The sequence below is a fragment of the Pectobacterium carotovorum genome (assembly GCF_033898505.1).
In the GTDB taxonomy this organism is placed as follows: Bacteria; Pseudomonadota; Gammaproteobacteria; order Enterobacterales; family Enterobacteriaceae; genus Pectobacterium; species Pectobacterium carotovorum_J.
This window is the reverse complement of the sequence record NZ_JAXAFK010000008.1, coordinates 45,780-61,383: the sequence shown is the minus strand read 5'-3', so window position 1 is coordinate 61,383 and position 15,604 is coordinate 45,780. Positions and strand designations below refer to the sequence as shown.

Below are 15,604 nucleotides of genomic sequence, written 5' to 3'. Positions count from 1 at the left end.
TCCCTTAGGGTTGGACTGCAGGTAGTAAAGAACCTGCCGAAGGCTGGCGAGTACCTGTGTTTGTGCTGATTGGAGTAGAGTTGGTGATTCGGTCGTTTTCTGTAACGGCAGACATAAAGAGAAGCGCTACGGGTTGGCCACGATCAACAATCACCTGTTTCACAGGTAATTTTTGAGCATCATTTGCCATGACCTGGCCTGCTTGTTGAGCTGTACCGCCCAGAATCGTACCGGCGATAGCCTCACCATTTGGCATGCCAACTCGGCCCTCAATTTGGTTGTAACCATTACTCAGGACCTGAGTGTTGGCGCTGGCATAGAGCTGACCGCCAAGACCAAGTCCGTGAGCGATTGCCGGCAGTAAAACTCGGCTGCCGTATCGATTACTCACGCTTGAGGCAACGGAGCTGCGGAGCGTATCAGGCATAGCCGCAGAAATATCGACGCGCCATGTGTCTCCATTCCAGGTCATCTGGTTGAAATGAATCTTAACCCCGTCTCCTGCAAGCTGAATCCCTCTGGCCATTAACTGAGCTCCTTTATAAGGACCGGCGGGGATATGAGCCAGCACATCCGAATTGGTATTGTCGGAGTCAAGCTCAGTATCGATCACCGCTCCGGGGCGGCTTCCCGCTGGGATTAATACACGATTAGCATTCTGGCCCGAGTTGTAAGACGCTGGTTGCACAGTTACGGGTGCCAGACTTTCCGTCCATCCTGAATAGGCGTTAACGTTTCTGCTTTCTCCGGCATTTCCAGACTGTGCCCCTGCGGTTACGGTCATATTGCCGGCGATACTTGCCAGTTCACCAGTGGGAGCAACTCGCTGTGCTACGAGTTCTTTCAACAGCGCTTCCAGTGCTTTTTTACGATCCGGATCCAGACTTTGCTGAGGCACATGTTGCTGCGGAGCATACTGAGCTTCTTGAACTTGCTTAGGCACAGGCGGCGGAGCGGGGGTCGCAGCTATTGGGGGAACCTGACGAACGGTACCGGAGCCTATTGAAGCAATGAAGCTGGAGTTTACGGCCTGAGCCTGTTTTGCGCCTGCTTCATTGTTCTCGCGAAGTATTTTGTGGTACCGCGGCGTTTCCTGAGTTGCTTTTCCTGAACCTCCTGCAGCTTTATCCACGTTGATTTTAGATACCGACTGCGGTGCGCTCATCCACGAAACCAGTAAGAACCCAATCGCAAGTACCAGAAAAATGACAGTCACGATGATAATGCCGGTTTTTTTGACGTCTCGGCCAACGTCTTTATCTGCTTCCATAATTACTCCAGAGAAATTGATAAGTAGACAGTTTTACCGGCTAGGGAAAAGGCAATTTCAGGAGTGAGAGGCAATTTATAGAGCCAGGTACCATCGCCGGAGGCCTGTGTCAGCTCAAATTCGTCCCGAATTTCGCTGCGTGTGCGGACATAGAGATCGTCACCTATCTGCCATACCCGTGTGTCAGGTAACTCACCTTGTGTTTTGAGCTGGCGTGCTTCTTTCGGAGGTACGCCATCGAGAAATGCCTGCAGTGTTGGATTATTCAGGCCGATTTTTGTCTGGCCCGTAGGTAGTTTTTTAGCCTGCGGCCCACGTTGAGGAATACGAAGATCCAGGCGACTGTCTACTACGCGTGATTTCGCCTGGTTACTGGCCTCACCACTGTTAAGTTCGATAATTATCGGTACCGCCAGACCCTTCAAATAGACCGTTACATTTCCACGATCATATAAACGTTTGGCCTGTACGGTCATCACACTACTTTCTGGAATGAAATTGACCGCAAAACCGATAGGATTCCCGCTGTAGGGCGGGGCGGCCAGAGGCCAGGGCGCACCAGTGTTGTCAGTGAACATTACTGTACTGGCCTGAAATGTTGTGGTCCTTAACACAGGTAAAGAAGCTCCAGGTGATAGGTTAATGGTTAAGGTTGAGATTCGGGGGACGATATCTGCAGCACTCCAGGCGCGACCTCGACTTGCGCCATCCATCACTTCCCCAACCATTTCAATCCCCTGCTGATCCCCTAATGGATTAGCCTGGCTCATCGCCCAGGCTTGAGCTGAAGTTGGGGGGGCTGGCGGCGCAGATTGTCGAAGAGGTGCTGTTATATCCGCCTGAACGTTTTCTTGCGGTGGCCGGTTATTGATCTGAGCTGTTGCAGCAGGTGCGGCCGGTAATTCGGTTGTTGGGGTGTTTGCTGTTTGGGCTGGAGCCCAGTCAGCGGCAAGCGCAGGCGCAGCTGATAGCGCGATCGCTACAGCCGGAATAATCAAATATTTCATTTTTTACCTGAATAAAGTTAGCTGGCGTCCCGGGTGATAATCGACATTGCTTCAATACCTTCTGGCTTGAGCGAGATATCCGTACGCTGGATGCGAATGGTGAAGATAAAATTTTGGGAAGGTAAACTTCGAGTTTGACCGTCAAGACTCAGAGTGACCGGATATTGAATATCCCACATATACGGTCCGTTTTTACTTTCCTGACCACGCCGGTAAATCATCCCTTTGCGGGTGACGTTTGCAGACATCAGCATTTTTTCAGTTTTCACCTTGGAGAACAGATTCGAGTTTGTCAGCGCGTTGTAGTAGCTGGCAAAACCTTCCTCAGAGAATTTTTGTTGCTGATCGCTTATTTGTACCCGATAGTTCTTAAAATCGAGCTGGAAAGCTGATCGTATAAGCTTATCCCCGAAGTCAATTACATCGTCATCTTTGTAGGCAGGTTCATCAGTGGGGACCTGCTTCAGAATACTACCCTTATTGGTCGCAAAATATTTGGTCGGAGGGTTAGCTACCTTGTAGACCAGCCATGCGTTAACAGGAAGTTGGAGAGCGCTGACTGTACAGGCGATAAGAGCAACCTGGAGAGCTTTACTTGCGAAGCCCGCATTAAGCATGTTTTTTTGCTGTAACGCCAACGCATCCATAAAAGGAATCATCGGATCGTCAGATTTGCGCAGACCTTCATCTACCACAGGCGAAGCCTCCTTTTGGGAGGCTGATTTCTTTTTCATTTCTGCGTGTCTTCCATCAGTTCAGGGATATGAAGGATGATGAGCCTGTCCCTGAATCACCCGCAGCCGCCTGCGGTGTTACCTGCAGCTGAACTGCAGAACGGGACTGAGTAACCGGGATGTATGAGCTGTAAGCCGATAAACTTGCAGTTGATGGTAAATCACCCCAAGGGTCGATTGTTGAGGGAACATAATCATTAATTTTATCGCGCGCTGCAGAGCAAATTTTCTGACCAATCTGGTTCAATACATCTGCCAGATTAGGAAATGTTGGTGCGGTAATAGTCGTTGAAATATTTCCCAGACAATCTCCGAGTGAAGCTGAAACATTATTCTGCCGCTGCGACCATGCCTCGGCTGCTTCTTTAGCTCGGTTGTAACCGGCCTGACTTCCCACCTGCGCAGCAGTACCAGCTCTGCAGGAAGCTGCATCAGCAAAAGGGATGCACGCCAGAAAGATTAATGTGGAACAAAGGGTACGACGTATGTTGTGCATGATGACCTCACATCGGTTGTGGTTGAATAGCCGGCTTAGCCTGTACATGAGATGTCGGAACTGGCTCCTCGGATTTAGGTGGCGCATATGCCTGCGAGAAACCCAGTTTGCTGTGCAGTGCCGGCGGGATCTTTTCGGGAGAAATCAGGGGAACCGCAAATTTGTGCGCGTCCTTGCCCTTCATCTGAAATGCAAAGGTGTCGTGGTTCACTTCAGCGTTCTTGAGCGTGTTAACAGCTGAAGCGTGGCCAATGAGCTGGAGTAAGCCGTTGTCCTGTACGCTGTTTAAGGCAAGATACGTATTGCCTTTCTCTGTCGTGCAGATTCGTGCCAGGACATTTTTCAATTCACCTTCATGACGAATAACCCCCTGCAGATAATCCCCGTGGCCTTTCACCAGATGCGCCAGTAATTCACCCTTATCATCCAGCGCCGCCATAACTACAGAACCTGCAGCTTTAGAATGATTCGGAACGGGGGCGTTTACTGGCGGTACCTCAGGCGCAACCTGACCCTTTCCATCAGGACTGGTGTAAAGCAACCCGTGTCCGCTGGGGGCGGGAGAGGAAAGTGGTAGATTGTTATTCTGAATAATCTGCTGCTGCAGTTTCCAGAACGCATTGCCGTCGTAAGCAGCCAGTTCCGCCGGAGCCACTGCATGCTTGTCAGCTACCAAGAGCTGGTTGTCGAGAGCAGGGGTTACTGTCCAGTGGTTACGATGCGTATCAAGCCGTTCAAAACCTTGAATATTGCCCTCGGCATCTTTCACCGGCACATTGATGGTGACAGCCTTCTTCCCGAGATACTGTAGTTTGACCATATCGCCAGGCTGATTACCGCTATCCTTTAACGCCTGTTCCAGCTCGACGCCCCAGTATGTTTTGTTGCCGCTTTTAGTGCGCATCTGCACGTAAAAGCTTTCGGAGTTTGATTTATCAAATTTGTACGGTGCCGTTCCGGCATCGAGCAGTTTGCCAGTCAGGCCGGTGCGCAAGGTTTCTTTATCTAGGACACTTAATTCCGGTGTGACTGGTTGATTCTGTGCTTCTTTCGGCCTGGATGTAGCATCAGGAAGTGCTGGTTCCGCTACACCAGAAGCAGGTGCAGGAGATACTGGTACCGATGCTTCAGGAGTTGATTCAGGACCGATATTCATGCCATTTTTCGGCACTGCATTCTCGGCCCGGGCTTTCAGCAGCGCCTCAAATTGTTCCCGCTGCTGAGGGTTTTTGAAATGCACATCAATGTTGTGATCAGCGATCAGCCCCATTGTTCGCTGAATAAACTCATCACTGCCAGTAATTTCTACTGCACCACGTTGATTCGCTTTTGCTGAAAGCAACGCCGCCAGGATCATCCGGTCATTCTCGCTTGCTTCGGGAGTGGCCATCACAATGCGGTCGCCGTAATCGCGGAATGCATCCTGTCCATCGAGAGAGTAAATCCATGTTCTGCCTTCCTGGCGGCTTGTCAGTCCCTGAAGCAGCTTATCCAGATCAATTGGAGTTACTGATGATTCTTGTTCACTAACATCACCGGGCATTCGCCCAAATGTGAAATTAAAACCGTTTTCCACAGCCGGCGGCGCATTTTCAGGGGAGTCAGATGGTTCGATGTCTGCAGTTTTTGGCGTGGAGATAGGTGTTGAATCTGGAAGTGGTTGTTCAGGGATTTCTAATACTGGCGTAGCTTCTTGTGTATTTTGTTCTAATGCTGGTTCTGGTTTATCTGGTTCTTGATTTGGTTTCGATTCAGTAGTCAGTGGTTCTGGTTTATCTGGCTCTTGGTTTGGTTTCGATTCAGTAATCAGTGGTTCTGGTTTATCTGGTTCTTGATTTGGTTTCGATTCAGTAGTCAGTGGTTCTGGTTTAACTGGCTCTTGGTTTGGTTTCGGTTCAGTAGTCAGTGGTTCTGGTTTATCTGGCTCTTGATTTGGTTTCGGTTCATTAGCCACTAGTTGAGGCTTATCGGGCTCTGGAGTTGGTTCCGGTTCAGTAATTACTGGTTGTGGTTTGTCTGGTTCTGGAACTAGTTTCTGATTAGGACTGATGTTTACAACAGCGGAATCAATTAAGTTACCAAGAGTTGCAACACTATTACTGTAATTTAAGTCAAGGCTTCTTATTGTTTCCGCATATAGTCTATTTAAAGGAGTAATATTATTTTTTCTAACAGGGTTGCTATCAATAGTTTCAACTAGTGTGTGTGTGAGTATAGATGTCAACCTTTCAGCTTCTTCTGGCTTGTTTTGCGCCGTGGCTAGCTTTACGAGTTCTGAATGTATAGCATCATAATGTATTGAAAAATTCGGCTCTTCTTGCAAGATGTTCGATAATCTTGAGGAGTCTTGAGCGACATTAGTTAACGCGTTTTCAATATATTTAGTCATTTCATCTTTTTTATTTCCCCCCGCAGAGTGTAAGCGAATATTATCAATTAGATCAGTGTTGACAATAGCTACATAGCTATTGTCTTTCAAAGCACCAATTCCTGCCTCTTTAAGAATACTCATACCTTGTGGGCTACTGGCTAACGAAATAAATGTTTCATTTACTTTCTCGCAGCTGGCTAGTCTCTCTCCGAGATCTGACCGTGAAGGATTCCCATTCTCTATAAATTGTTGATGAACTGTTTTCCCTGCTTCTCTGATTCGCTCACGCAGTTCATCCGTTAATGAAGAATCATCCCAACGATCTAAAATAATTGAGTTAGAAGGTATTTCTAATTCATAAATGTGAAAGTTCTGATGATTTATTTCTTCCATTACATATTGCACGCCTAATGGAGACGTGTCTGTATAAAATCCTCTCCCTACAAAGTTTTGACCTAGCCCTATTTTTTCTGAATCAATGGCACTGAAGGTGGCAGGCGAACCATGGTACAAGGTTATAGTTTTGTGCTCAGTGTTCGATGGCTCTACTTTATTAGGCTCAATCGCTATAGACGGCTCAGACACAATAGTTTGAGGCCTATTTTCCTCAAAATTACTTGGCATGATGTTTTCCTCTGACAAATTTTTACGCCAATGGGGTAGTAGTGGGTCGAGCACTGGCGCTAGCTGCTCTCGAACGGCATCGATACCGCGGGAGGTGTGGATGTCATTAAAGTCACTAAATGAACCTGTGCCGGCAAATGCCTGGGTTCGCTCGCTTTCGGTGAACTGCGGGATGATGTAAGTACCACCGATAGCGTCTGCAGCCTCACGGGCTTTATTGAGGCCTTTGTTATCATCATTTGTGAAGTCATCTTCACCTAAAATGATGTGCGCAGAATCGGGATACAATTCATTAATTTTTCGTGACACCGTCACCATGTTGCCAGCATCAACCGTCATTATTACCGGGATACCGGTAGCCTGATTGAGGGTTTTTGCAGTGGCGTAGCCTTCAGCGTAGAGAAAAGGAAGGTGCGGATTCAACTCCCCCCCAACAACAAAGAAATTCCCTGTCTTCTCGGCATCCTTCTTCAAGTTTTTGGTGCCATCCGGTTTGATGTACTGCAGTGACCGCAGCTCGCCATTAGTGTTACTGAGTGGAATGACAAGGTTATCGTACTTATCCAGCTTTACTCCTGCCGCCGCGGGCACCCCTTTTCGCGCGAGGTAAGCATGTGAGTCAGGTGCATTCGGCATTTTTGACCACTGGTTAGAGAGAGTTTTAGCTATGCGAGCATAGCCCTCCTGCGACTTCATCTCTCTGTCCCAACGTTTCTGTGCTGCCAGGGCACGTTGTTTTAAAACTTCAGCGGGGTCATAGGTATAAGATCCAGTGGAGGTCCAGTTCACTTTCCCTTCACTTGCCCTATGGTTCTGGTACCAACCTGCTGCTCTACCATCGAGAAAGCCCTGATAAACGCCAGAGCCTCCGGGATAATCGCCCCTGGCGTTTTTTTTCGCTGAGGTATGTTTTTGGCCTTCGACAAATACGCGATGTTTTTTCCCATCCATTTCCGGTAAATCGCCGGCAGGAAATATAAAACCTGCATCTTGAAGCACCTGTGCAAACTCTTCAGCTGGCGACAAATTATCAGTAGAGGTCTGATTCAACGATGGAGTGGTATTTTCGGGCAGCCACAGCTTAACCTTCTCAAGGTCCGCCTCGGCTTTTGCAAACCAGACTTTTTGCGATCTGTCATACTCGAGAGCGTAATCCCCATTAGACAGCCTTCCAGCTGCGCGAAGTGCTTCAGTTTTATTCTCTTTTGGAATGACCAAGTACGTGCGTTTTTGCATTGTTCTGTTCCTCATTACTCAAAAAATTTGCGGTACCACCATGGGCGTCCAGTCAGTTGCAAGCCCCGCAGCAGGCGAAGAAGGCGTTGCCACAAAATGGTGATGGTGAAACCGAAGAAGGAGAGGATGCGGAAAAAAAGGATGATGCCGGTGACGATGTAGAATGTTGTTGGTTCTGGCCACTGAAACCATGCGGCATACAATGAGAAGAGAACGACCGGCACACCCGCGATTTCAAGCCGCCGCCCTGCGTCTCGCCATTGGCTGATTTTCACATCGCTGCCCTCCTGTCTATTTCACGTCGGGAAATGACTGTGAGTAACTCTTTTTCTTTGATACGCCCACTTTGAAAAAGGGCCCAGGCTTTATCACTCATTCGCTCACCGCGTGAGCTCAGATGGTTATCGATCCAGGTACGCCATTGGGTATGTTTTAACTTACCAAGTTCGTTTTTTACCTCATCATCGAATATGAGATATTCCCTGATCGACTGGCGTTTGCCATCTGTTGTGCGGAGCAGGCGTTGTGTAATGACATACTGCAGATTACTGAGTAGGTTCCACGCCATCGCTTCACGCTGATTTTCAGGTACCAACATCAGTGCGCGGGGAATAGTCTCGCCAGGGGAATTAGTGTGCATAGTGGACAAACAGAAATGCCCAGATTGACCATTCACGATCGCACCGCTCAGCGTCTCCAGATCACGAATCTCACCTACGCCAATCACGCCAGGAGCGCGACGCAACGTCAGACGAAGATGTTCCGCGAATGAGGCCATGTCCCGGCCTATTTGTGACTGCTCAGGCATCAGTATCGCGTTTGGAAAGTTAAGCAGGAACTCGATAGGATCTTCTGCTGTGACTATTTTACGGTCGGGATCGTTACGAGCGATATATTGATAAATCGACGCCATAAGGGTGGATTTACCAGACCCGGTTTCGCCGGTGATCAAAGCAAGCCCATTGTGAGGCAGCAGACTGGGTAGCAAATCATCCTCAAGCCCCAACGTCTCGAGTTCCGGTATGATCGTTGGGATAGTCCTTAATGTCAGTGCCGGTACCGTGTCGTAATCACCGATAGTGGCCTGAACAAAATTACAGCGAAACCGGAGGCTTTCACCGCGCCCCAGCCCGTTGCGGTTATACATATCGCCAGTCAGTTGCAGTGCTCTATCGACCCCTTTTCCCGCCTTAAGGTCGCCCTTGATCTGTTCCGAAAAGACGTCATCCATTAACCGGGTTAACTGTTGTGGCTCAATGCGAAACTCGCTGGCGCGAATTTTACGACCGTGCAAATCCACAACCAGCGGTCCTCCCCCTTGCAGAAAAATATCGGATACGCTGTTTTTGGCACAATGGACGAGAAAAGATCTCAGGCTATCTCCCGTTATGCCGCCATGAGCATGAAAGTCGAATGATGGGAATGTCATTGTGGTTCCTTACGAACTGAGGGCTTCCAGCGGTTCTTATCAACAACAAAACCAGCCTGGTCCTGAATACGTTTAACTTTGTCACCGATCATCAACTCGTCTCTTGTGCCGGTTACACTCTGCTGGTTTTCTTTGATGCTTGGTGCCTGGATAATCCCTTGCTGCAAAAGCGTGGAGTAACGGAGCATGCCGGAGTAATCGCGTGTTAGACGATTAAAGTTTGCTTCGAGGGAGCGGTCTGCACTTTTGCGTCCTTCTTCCCACCCTTTGCGAATTGCTTCCTCCCAAACGGCTTTCTCTTTGCTGTCTTTGGGGCGAACAGCAGCATCCGGGGCATCAATGCGTTTACCTGAGAGTCCGAGTAAAAGGTATGAACGCCAGCCCGGAGGGTTGCTAACAAACCGAGCTGGGACAATGATGTTGTAAGTTCTGTAAGCCGTGCGGATTTGATCTGCAGTGATATGGGCAAGGTCGGTTGATGTCACGATGACCGGCGGCAAGTATCCCTGGCGACTTATAAGAGGACGAAAGTCATAGGTTTTACTCAGGATATCATCCCTTGTGATGAGAGCCTGCCTTAGCTCATATGATCGTTGCGCCTTTCCGCCCTGGTAGCCGATCGTTCGGCCGGCATCATTCAGCATCTGCCACACGGTTTCGCTAAGGCCATTGAAATCGTTTATCTCAGGATTCAAATACGAGGAAATATCTCCAGGACGAGCATCCATCTCATCTGCAAAAGCCGACAAAGCACAGAACATCATTAGGCCTGCCAGTGCAAAATGTTTCATGCGAGACGGCCCTCTTTATCTGGGAGGCTAAAGTAAAGCCGTAACTCAACGCCTTCCTGAACTAATTTCGCTCGCCAGCCAGTCTGGACACGAACGAGGTCGAGAACCTGCTCAAAAGTCATATTATTCACATGAACATTGACAGGAAGTGGTAAGCGGGTACCGGTATATACAAATCGATAACCACGTTGTCTGGCGAGAGTATTTAATAATTCAACTGCATCGCCATCCCATTCAATACTGATTCTTTGACTATTTGCAGTAATGTTATTTCTTAACTGGAAGGCTTTCTGATTAATGGCGCCAGACTTCAATAAAGTTGTCATGCCGGCCTGACTGGCGTTGGCGTTGGCTTGTAAATTACTGTTTAAGGTCGCTGGTTTGCAATCAACATCAGAGGCTGTTTGACAACCGGCAAGCAGTATAGGCAACAGCGCCGCGAGTACGTGTCGTTTCATATGTCATTCTCGAGAAAAATGATGAGTAGAGCCGAACAAACCGGCAGGATGAAATTTAAAGGGTTAGGATTTTGGCTTATTAATGATGAAGCCGGCTATCGCCAGCTTCGTATTAAATTAAACTGGAGAAATAACAGTATATGAACGGTCATCTGGCATTATATTCATAGGGAAAGGTATGAAATGCCCTTGTTTTAATCTGATGGCCAGCTCTCTCAGCAACGCTGCTGAAGCATAAGAAACCGTTTCTTCGTACGTTTTGCCGATGACGTTGAGTTCCTCAAAATCTGGGAAGTAGAGTTCAATTGTTCCATTTTCATAGCATGAAATTTTTGCAGGATAGGGCATGAAAAGGTCAGGGGTATTACCTTTTTTCTTTTTAGTATTTAGTTTTTTTACTAAATACGTTGTCTTAATATGCGCATATCTCTTAAGCATAGTAAGAGTTCTGTGCCCTGAGATGGCACTAATTTCTAAGTCAGTTAACGTGCCTAATTCATAAAAACGAGAAATTGCTTCATGCCTTAAGTCATGAAAGTGCAAATCATTTATTTCCAAATATATTATAGATTTACGCCAGGCTGATTTAAAACCACTCGATGTGTAAGAAAAAACTGTTTCCCGCTCTGATATAAATGGAGTCATTGTTTTAAGAATGTCTTTTGCTCTTTTTGTGAAAGGTACAGTTCGTGCATAGCCATTTTTTGTCTCAGGTAAGAAAGCTTGGCTGTAGTCGGAGCTAATATTAGCCCATTTTAGCGAAAGGATTTCTCCCTGACGCATAGCAGTTTCAATAGCTAACTGAAATATGCAGTACAGCTCCATATTCTTATCTCTAAAAAGATTACTGAGCTGCCGTTCCTCCTTCTTAGATAATCTGCGTTCGCGACCAGGTGATGGCTTAGGTTTCCGCACAAGCTCAACAGGGTTACTTCGACAGGTTCCCCATTCGATGCGTGCGATGCTAAATAAATTTGATAGCAACGCCATCTCTAGTCGAACGGTATTGCCGCTAATACGTTTACCTGTTTTAGGGTTTAAATCGGATAGTCGCTTATCTCTATAATCGGCAATATCTACAGAAGTAATTTTATCCATCGTCATTTGAGCCAATGGTTGTCTTTTTATTACATTGACCCGATAAAATTCTTGAGATGCACCTCGTTTATAACGAGATACAGTTTCATAATATTTATCCAGTGCTGTGGATAGTTGCATGTTTTTTATGCGCTTTCGCAGCATGATTTTACCCCAAAAGCTGGGATGATAATTATATTACTATTTCTGTCAATCCGGTGCGTGGGGAACCGCAGGCGGAGGGCTGCTTACTGTTGATGGAAATACATGCCCAAGTGGGACAGTTCCTGTTTTTTATTACACGAATAGGTATACCTGGGGGCCAACACAACCATATCTATGGGTGTTATTTAGTCAAATAAATGACATAACGACATCGTGCACAGGAAAAGAGGGGACTACTTGCACTAGACAGCCAACCTGGACGTCCCCTATAAAAACAAAGTGCGGCTAACCCGTGACCTCCCTGTCAATCCTGTATGTGGGCAGCAGGCGGCGGATTGCAGACGTTGACCGGCTCGTTGTGCCCTGGATCAAGCGATGTACCAGTGATGTACTATGTAACGGAGGGCTACGCTTGGGGAAATGGCAATAGTCGATATACTGAAATCGGGCAAAAATGGATATCATCTAGCCAGATTAACGAGACTGGCGAAAACTGCTGGGATTCAGGTTCAAACGGCGAAAACGGATCGGGGGGACAACGCTGTGCCCCTTACAACAAATACTCAAAAATAACGACAGTAAAATGCGGCTAACTTAGCCACACTTGATCTTTTCGATTCTATTGAGCTGATACATTGGTCTGGAGCATGAATTGTCATTGTGTGAGCAATCGACGCTTTGAGTAGCATCAAATGGCGTTATCCACATATAACCTTCAGTAGAGCTGTTACTACCGTTTTTTCTCATAAATCCGTACATGCCAACTAACATCTGACCAGGCGGACATTCATTCACATACCCGCCGTATCCGCCATTTTTAACAACAACATCTGTTAATCCGCCGCCTGCAGCCCACATACCGGATTGACAGGGGGGTTAGAAGGCTTAAAAACAGATAGCTTTACAAAAGCCATTCTCGCCGGAGACGAACTGATTTTGCTTTAGCAACCAATCTCCATTGAGATTTTGTTCAACTGAACAACCAACACCTGGATTTTCGTTACCCATATACGGAGCCACCATATGCCGCAATGCACAGAAATTACGTTGCCCTAAATTTTGTATAAAGGGATATGGTGCCCTTGGGGTGGGGTCACGGAACCAATTTGTGTAGTTGTCTTTTGAATAGTACACATCAACTTTCCCAGCCTGCGCCCACATACCGGATTGACAGGGGGGTTAATTGATACAGATTGCGTGGCATTCTGTTGTTACGTTCCAATACGGAACAAGAAACAGCTTCCAATTATCAGCCGAGTCAACATCTAAACGACATGCACCAGGCCCATCAGGGAACCCGACGCTAGTCAGCGCACATATCTGATGTTGGCCTAGATTTTGTGCGGTTAGTGCATTACTGAAATTCAGTCTGAAGATTGTTTTTCTTCCGATTCCTGGCGCACTCCACGCACCGGATTGACAGGGAGGTTACAGGGATAATTTCATCGTCTTAAACACGCTACACTAGTGAAAAACTGCTTATTATCATTCCTGTCTGACGTAGAGAACTCACCCATGATCGTTCGTTGATAACTTTCGGGGCATCCACAGCGCGACGAAATTTTAGGGTTTCCAATAAGACATGATCTCAGTTCGTAATACTCAATTATCCCAGGATTGATACTACCAATTGACGTGATCATGTTATTTGTAGCGACTGCTAGTGTGTAGTGTCCGCCGCTTTCACTAGTGTTGCCCCACGCACCGGATTGACAGAAAAGTGCAGCGCCAGTTGCATCACGTGCTTGAAGGCCATTTTGTGAACACACAGTGCCTGCAACTTCCACTTTTTGGTGTAAGGAATACTCACCAATTGTAAGCCTTCCATCTGAAGTCAGTGATCCTGCCCGGACCTGCCCGCCGGTGTATATGTTCTTATTATTAAGGCTGCGCATCCAGTCGTCATCGGACATAAACCACCCGCCGCCATGTGTCGAGTTCATCCAACCTTTGGAATTCTGAGTAATTAACCAACCATCAGTTGAGCGAATATCAGAGTCTGCAGTTACACCCTCCGAAAATATCCCGTTATTAGCATTTAGAGTTTCAGTGATAGTTCCATTTTTTGCAGTAATGTTTTCTGTGAACGCTCCTGTTTTAGCATTAACAGTACCAACGTTATTCAAATTATTGCTGTTCATATCTATCGCTGTGTGCATACGATTTAATTCTGGCCGGCTGGCTAACGCATAACGGTAAAGCCGATCACTTTCCTGGTCATCGGCTCCGATAACATCAGAGGAAAGCCATACTGCTAGGCGACCTGATTCGCCGCTTAAACCATAACTTGATAAATTCATTTTCCATGAACCGTAGGCTCCTTCTGCCTGATTTGCGGTCTGGATGTATCCCCCTGCACCATGTATAGACTGAGCGATATACCTTAACCCCTTATAAGAAATTGCCTTTCCTCCCTGAGTAAGGATAAAACCAACCAGCTTTGTATTGTCAGAAGGGTTGCGGACAATTGCGATTTGAAAAGTTTGAGCACTGGTGTTTGATAGTGTAAAGCCCGGGGGTAAATATCCTGCCTGCTGCAGCTGCGCGCCGGTAATTTTTACGTTGCCACTGTTTGAGACCTGACTTTGTAGGGTTTCACGGTTATCACGGATGTAACTTTTGGCGGCTGCAGTAACTGCATCCATACGGCGTGCTTCAACAGACCATTCAAGCTCAGTCATGTATTGGCTGTACCGACTCATTCCGTATATGCCTGCAATCATGATGATTGCCAGTGCAACAGAAATTTCAATGCTCACCATTCCACGGTGAATTTTCTTCTTCATATGATTATGTCCAGTGTGGTGAAAGCCGGAATAACGGCGAATAGGCAGAGAAAAGGGCCAAATGGCAGGTAACGCTGCTTGGTTATGGCGCCAGTAAATATGGCTGCAGATAGCGCGATCAGCGTAACGGCAAGTACATCGAATGCTGGGTACCAGCAAACGAGCGCTGTAATTAACCAAACATCCCCCTTGCCAAATACCTCATCTTTTTGGATGTAATTCGCCGTCAGGCGAACAAGCTCAAGTGGTATAAAAATAAAGCTAAGTTCGACCAGCAGTTGAGCTGGATTGCGCTCTGGAAGTATCCAAATTGAATACACGACGCCAGTTAACGCCAGAGAGGCGGTAAAGCGAAAGGGGAGCCAGAATCGGGCTATATCAAGCGCGGCGAGAACGAGGCACCACGCACCAACAAGAAGAGCTCTGAGTATTTGTTCAGGACCAAGGAAACCGGCTAAACCTACTGATATCAGAACGACACATAAAATAAGCCAGACCTTGAGCAGTTCATGGTGTAGCGTATTTGCTGGCTCACTCTCGTTATCCATGCGTTGAATATAGAATTCGGATATAAACAGTAATTTTTTACCGGCAGGATAAACCAATAGCAGAGCATACAGATATAAGGCCGTCAGGCTCATTCAGGGATGCCCCGCCAATTGGGTGTTATAACGGTGATAAATCTTTCTGGCGTAATTTAAGCGTTTCTTTTCCTGCTCGGTTTTCTCAGAAAAACCTGCGTTGTATGAGCCAAGACAGGACCAGTTCACACCGCATTTCTGCAAATGTGACGCCAGTATCCATGCTCCGATCTGAACGTTCTGGCAGGGATTCTTAAGCAGCTCGTCCTTTGATTTTATTATCCCCATGCCTATTAATTTGGGGATGTGGTTTGAGTTGACCTGCATTAAGCCATAATCGTAGCTAACCACTTTTCCCGATTTGTTCCGGTTAGTATTAACAGCTGTAGGGTTCATTCCACTTTCCTGCTGCGCTATGGCCATCAATAAACGAGGGTCAATCTGGTATCGTACGCCTGCCTCCTTAAAACAAAATGCCTTAGCAGATAACGAAAAAGAGATAGCAATCACCAGAGCTAGCAGTCCAGTAATAACTTTCATCGGATGCCTCCTTGAACGGGCAGGTTTGACCTGCCCGGG

General features: G+C 47.1%; 13 protein-coding genes. All 13 read right to left on the bottom strand.

The genetic code is table 11. The annotated features are described in order from the left end of the window. Positions 1 to 4: 4 nt before the first annotated feature. The 13 genes from traO to R9X49_RS22180 all read right to left on the bottom strand — a co-directional run bounded on the left by traO (position 5) and on the right by R9X49_RS22180 (position 15,565). Positions 5 to 1,270 (bottom strand): conjugal transfer protein TraO, encoded by a 1,266-nt coding sequence (gene traO / locus R9X49_RS22240; RefSeq protein WP_319850446.1) that lies wholly within the window; start codon positions 1,268 to 1,270, stop codon positions 5 to 7. 2 nt (positions 1,271 to 1,272) lie between these two features. Continuing rightward, positions 1,273 to 2,277: a DotH/IcmK family type IV secretion protein gene (locus tag R9X49_RS22235; RefSeq protein ID WP_319850445.1), complete on the bottom strand. Its 1,005-nt coding sequence runs from the start codon at positions 2,275 to 2,277 to the stop codon at positions 1,273 to 1,275. 17 nt (positions 2,278 to 2,294) lie between these two features. Then, positions 2,295 to 3,011, bottom strand: a complete 717-nt coding sequence (locus tag R9X49_RS22230) for a DotI/IcmL/TraM family protein (protein WP_319850444.1) — start codon at positions 3,009 to 3,011, stop codon at positions 2,295 to 2,297. 16 nt (positions 3,012 to 3,027) lie between these two features. Then, on the bottom strand, positions 3,028 to 3,507 hold the full coding sequence (locus tag R9X49_RS22225) for a hypothetical protein (protein WP_319850443.1): 480 nt from the start codon (positions 3,505 to 3,507) through the stop codon (positions 3,028 to 3,030). Positions 3,508 to 3,514: 7 nt separating this feature from the next. Further along, entirely contained in the window at positions 3,515 to 7,738 is a 4,224-nt protein-coding gene (locus R9X49_RS22220; protein WP_319850441.1) for an LPD7 domain-containing protein, read from the bottom strand. Positions 7,739 to 7,752: 14 nt separating this feature from the next. Further along, positions 7,753 to 8,013 carry an IcmT/TraK family protein gene (gene icmT, locus R9X49_RS22215; protein WP_127087998.1) on the bottom strand — a complete coding sequence of 87 codons (261 nt, stop codon included), beginning with the start codon at positions 8,011 to 8,013 and terminating at the stop codon, positions 7,753 to 7,755. Beyond that, positions 8,010 to 9,167: a plasmid transfer ATPase TraJ gene (gene traJ / locus R9X49_RS22210; RefSeq protein WP_319850439.1), complete on the bottom strand. Its 1,158-nt coding sequence runs from the start codon at positions 9,165 to 9,167 to the stop codon at positions 8,010 to 8,012. Before traJ ends, icmT begins: the two co-directional genes overlap by 4 nt. Further along, positions 9,164 to 9,958 (bottom strand): type IV secretory system conjugative DNA transfer family protein, encoded by a 795-nt coding sequence (locus R9X49_RS22205; protein WP_319850438.1) that lies wholly within the window; start codon positions 9,956 to 9,958, stop codon positions 9,164 to 9,166. The genes traJ and R9X49_RS22205 overlap by 4 nt, the downstream gene beginning before the upstream one ends. Beyond that, a complete protein-coding gene (locus tag R9X49_RS22200) occupies positions 9,955 to 10,416 on the bottom strand; it encodes a DotD/TraH family lipoprotein (protein WP_319850437.1) in 462 nt (153 codons plus the stop codon). Before R9X49_RS22200 ends, R9X49_RS22205 begins: the two co-directional genes overlap by 4 nt. 117 nt (positions 10,417 to 10,533) lie before the next feature. Next, positions 10,534 to 11,658, bottom strand: a complete 1,125-nt coding sequence (locus R9X49_RS22195; protein WP_319850436.1) for a site-specific integrase — start codon at positions 11,656 to 11,658, stop codon at positions 10,534 to 10,536. A 1,442-nt stretch (positions 11,659 to 13,100) separates the two neighbouring features. Next, positions 13,101 to 14,444: a shufflon system plasmid conjugative transfer pilus tip adhesin PilV gene (gene pilV / locus R9X49_RS22190; protein ID WP_319850435.1), complete on the bottom strand. Its 1,344-nt coding sequence runs from the start codon at positions 14,442 to 14,444 to the stop codon at positions 13,101 to 13,103. Next, positions 14,441 to 15,085, bottom strand: a complete 645-nt coding sequence (locus tag R9X49_RS22185) for a prepilin peptidase (RefSeq protein WP_319850434.1) — start codon at positions 15,083 to 15,085, stop codon at positions 14,441 to 14,443. The genes pilV and R9X49_RS22185 overlap by 4 nt, the downstream gene beginning before the upstream one ends. After that, positions 15,086 to 15,565 carry a lytic transglycosylase domain-containing protein gene (locus tag R9X49_RS22180; RefSeq protein WP_319850433.1) on the bottom strand — a complete coding sequence of 160 codons (480 nt, stop codon included), beginning with the start codon at positions 15,563 to 15,565 and terminating at the stop codon, positions 15,086 to 15,088. Between the last annotated feature and the right edge of the window lie 39 nt (positions 15,566 to 15,604).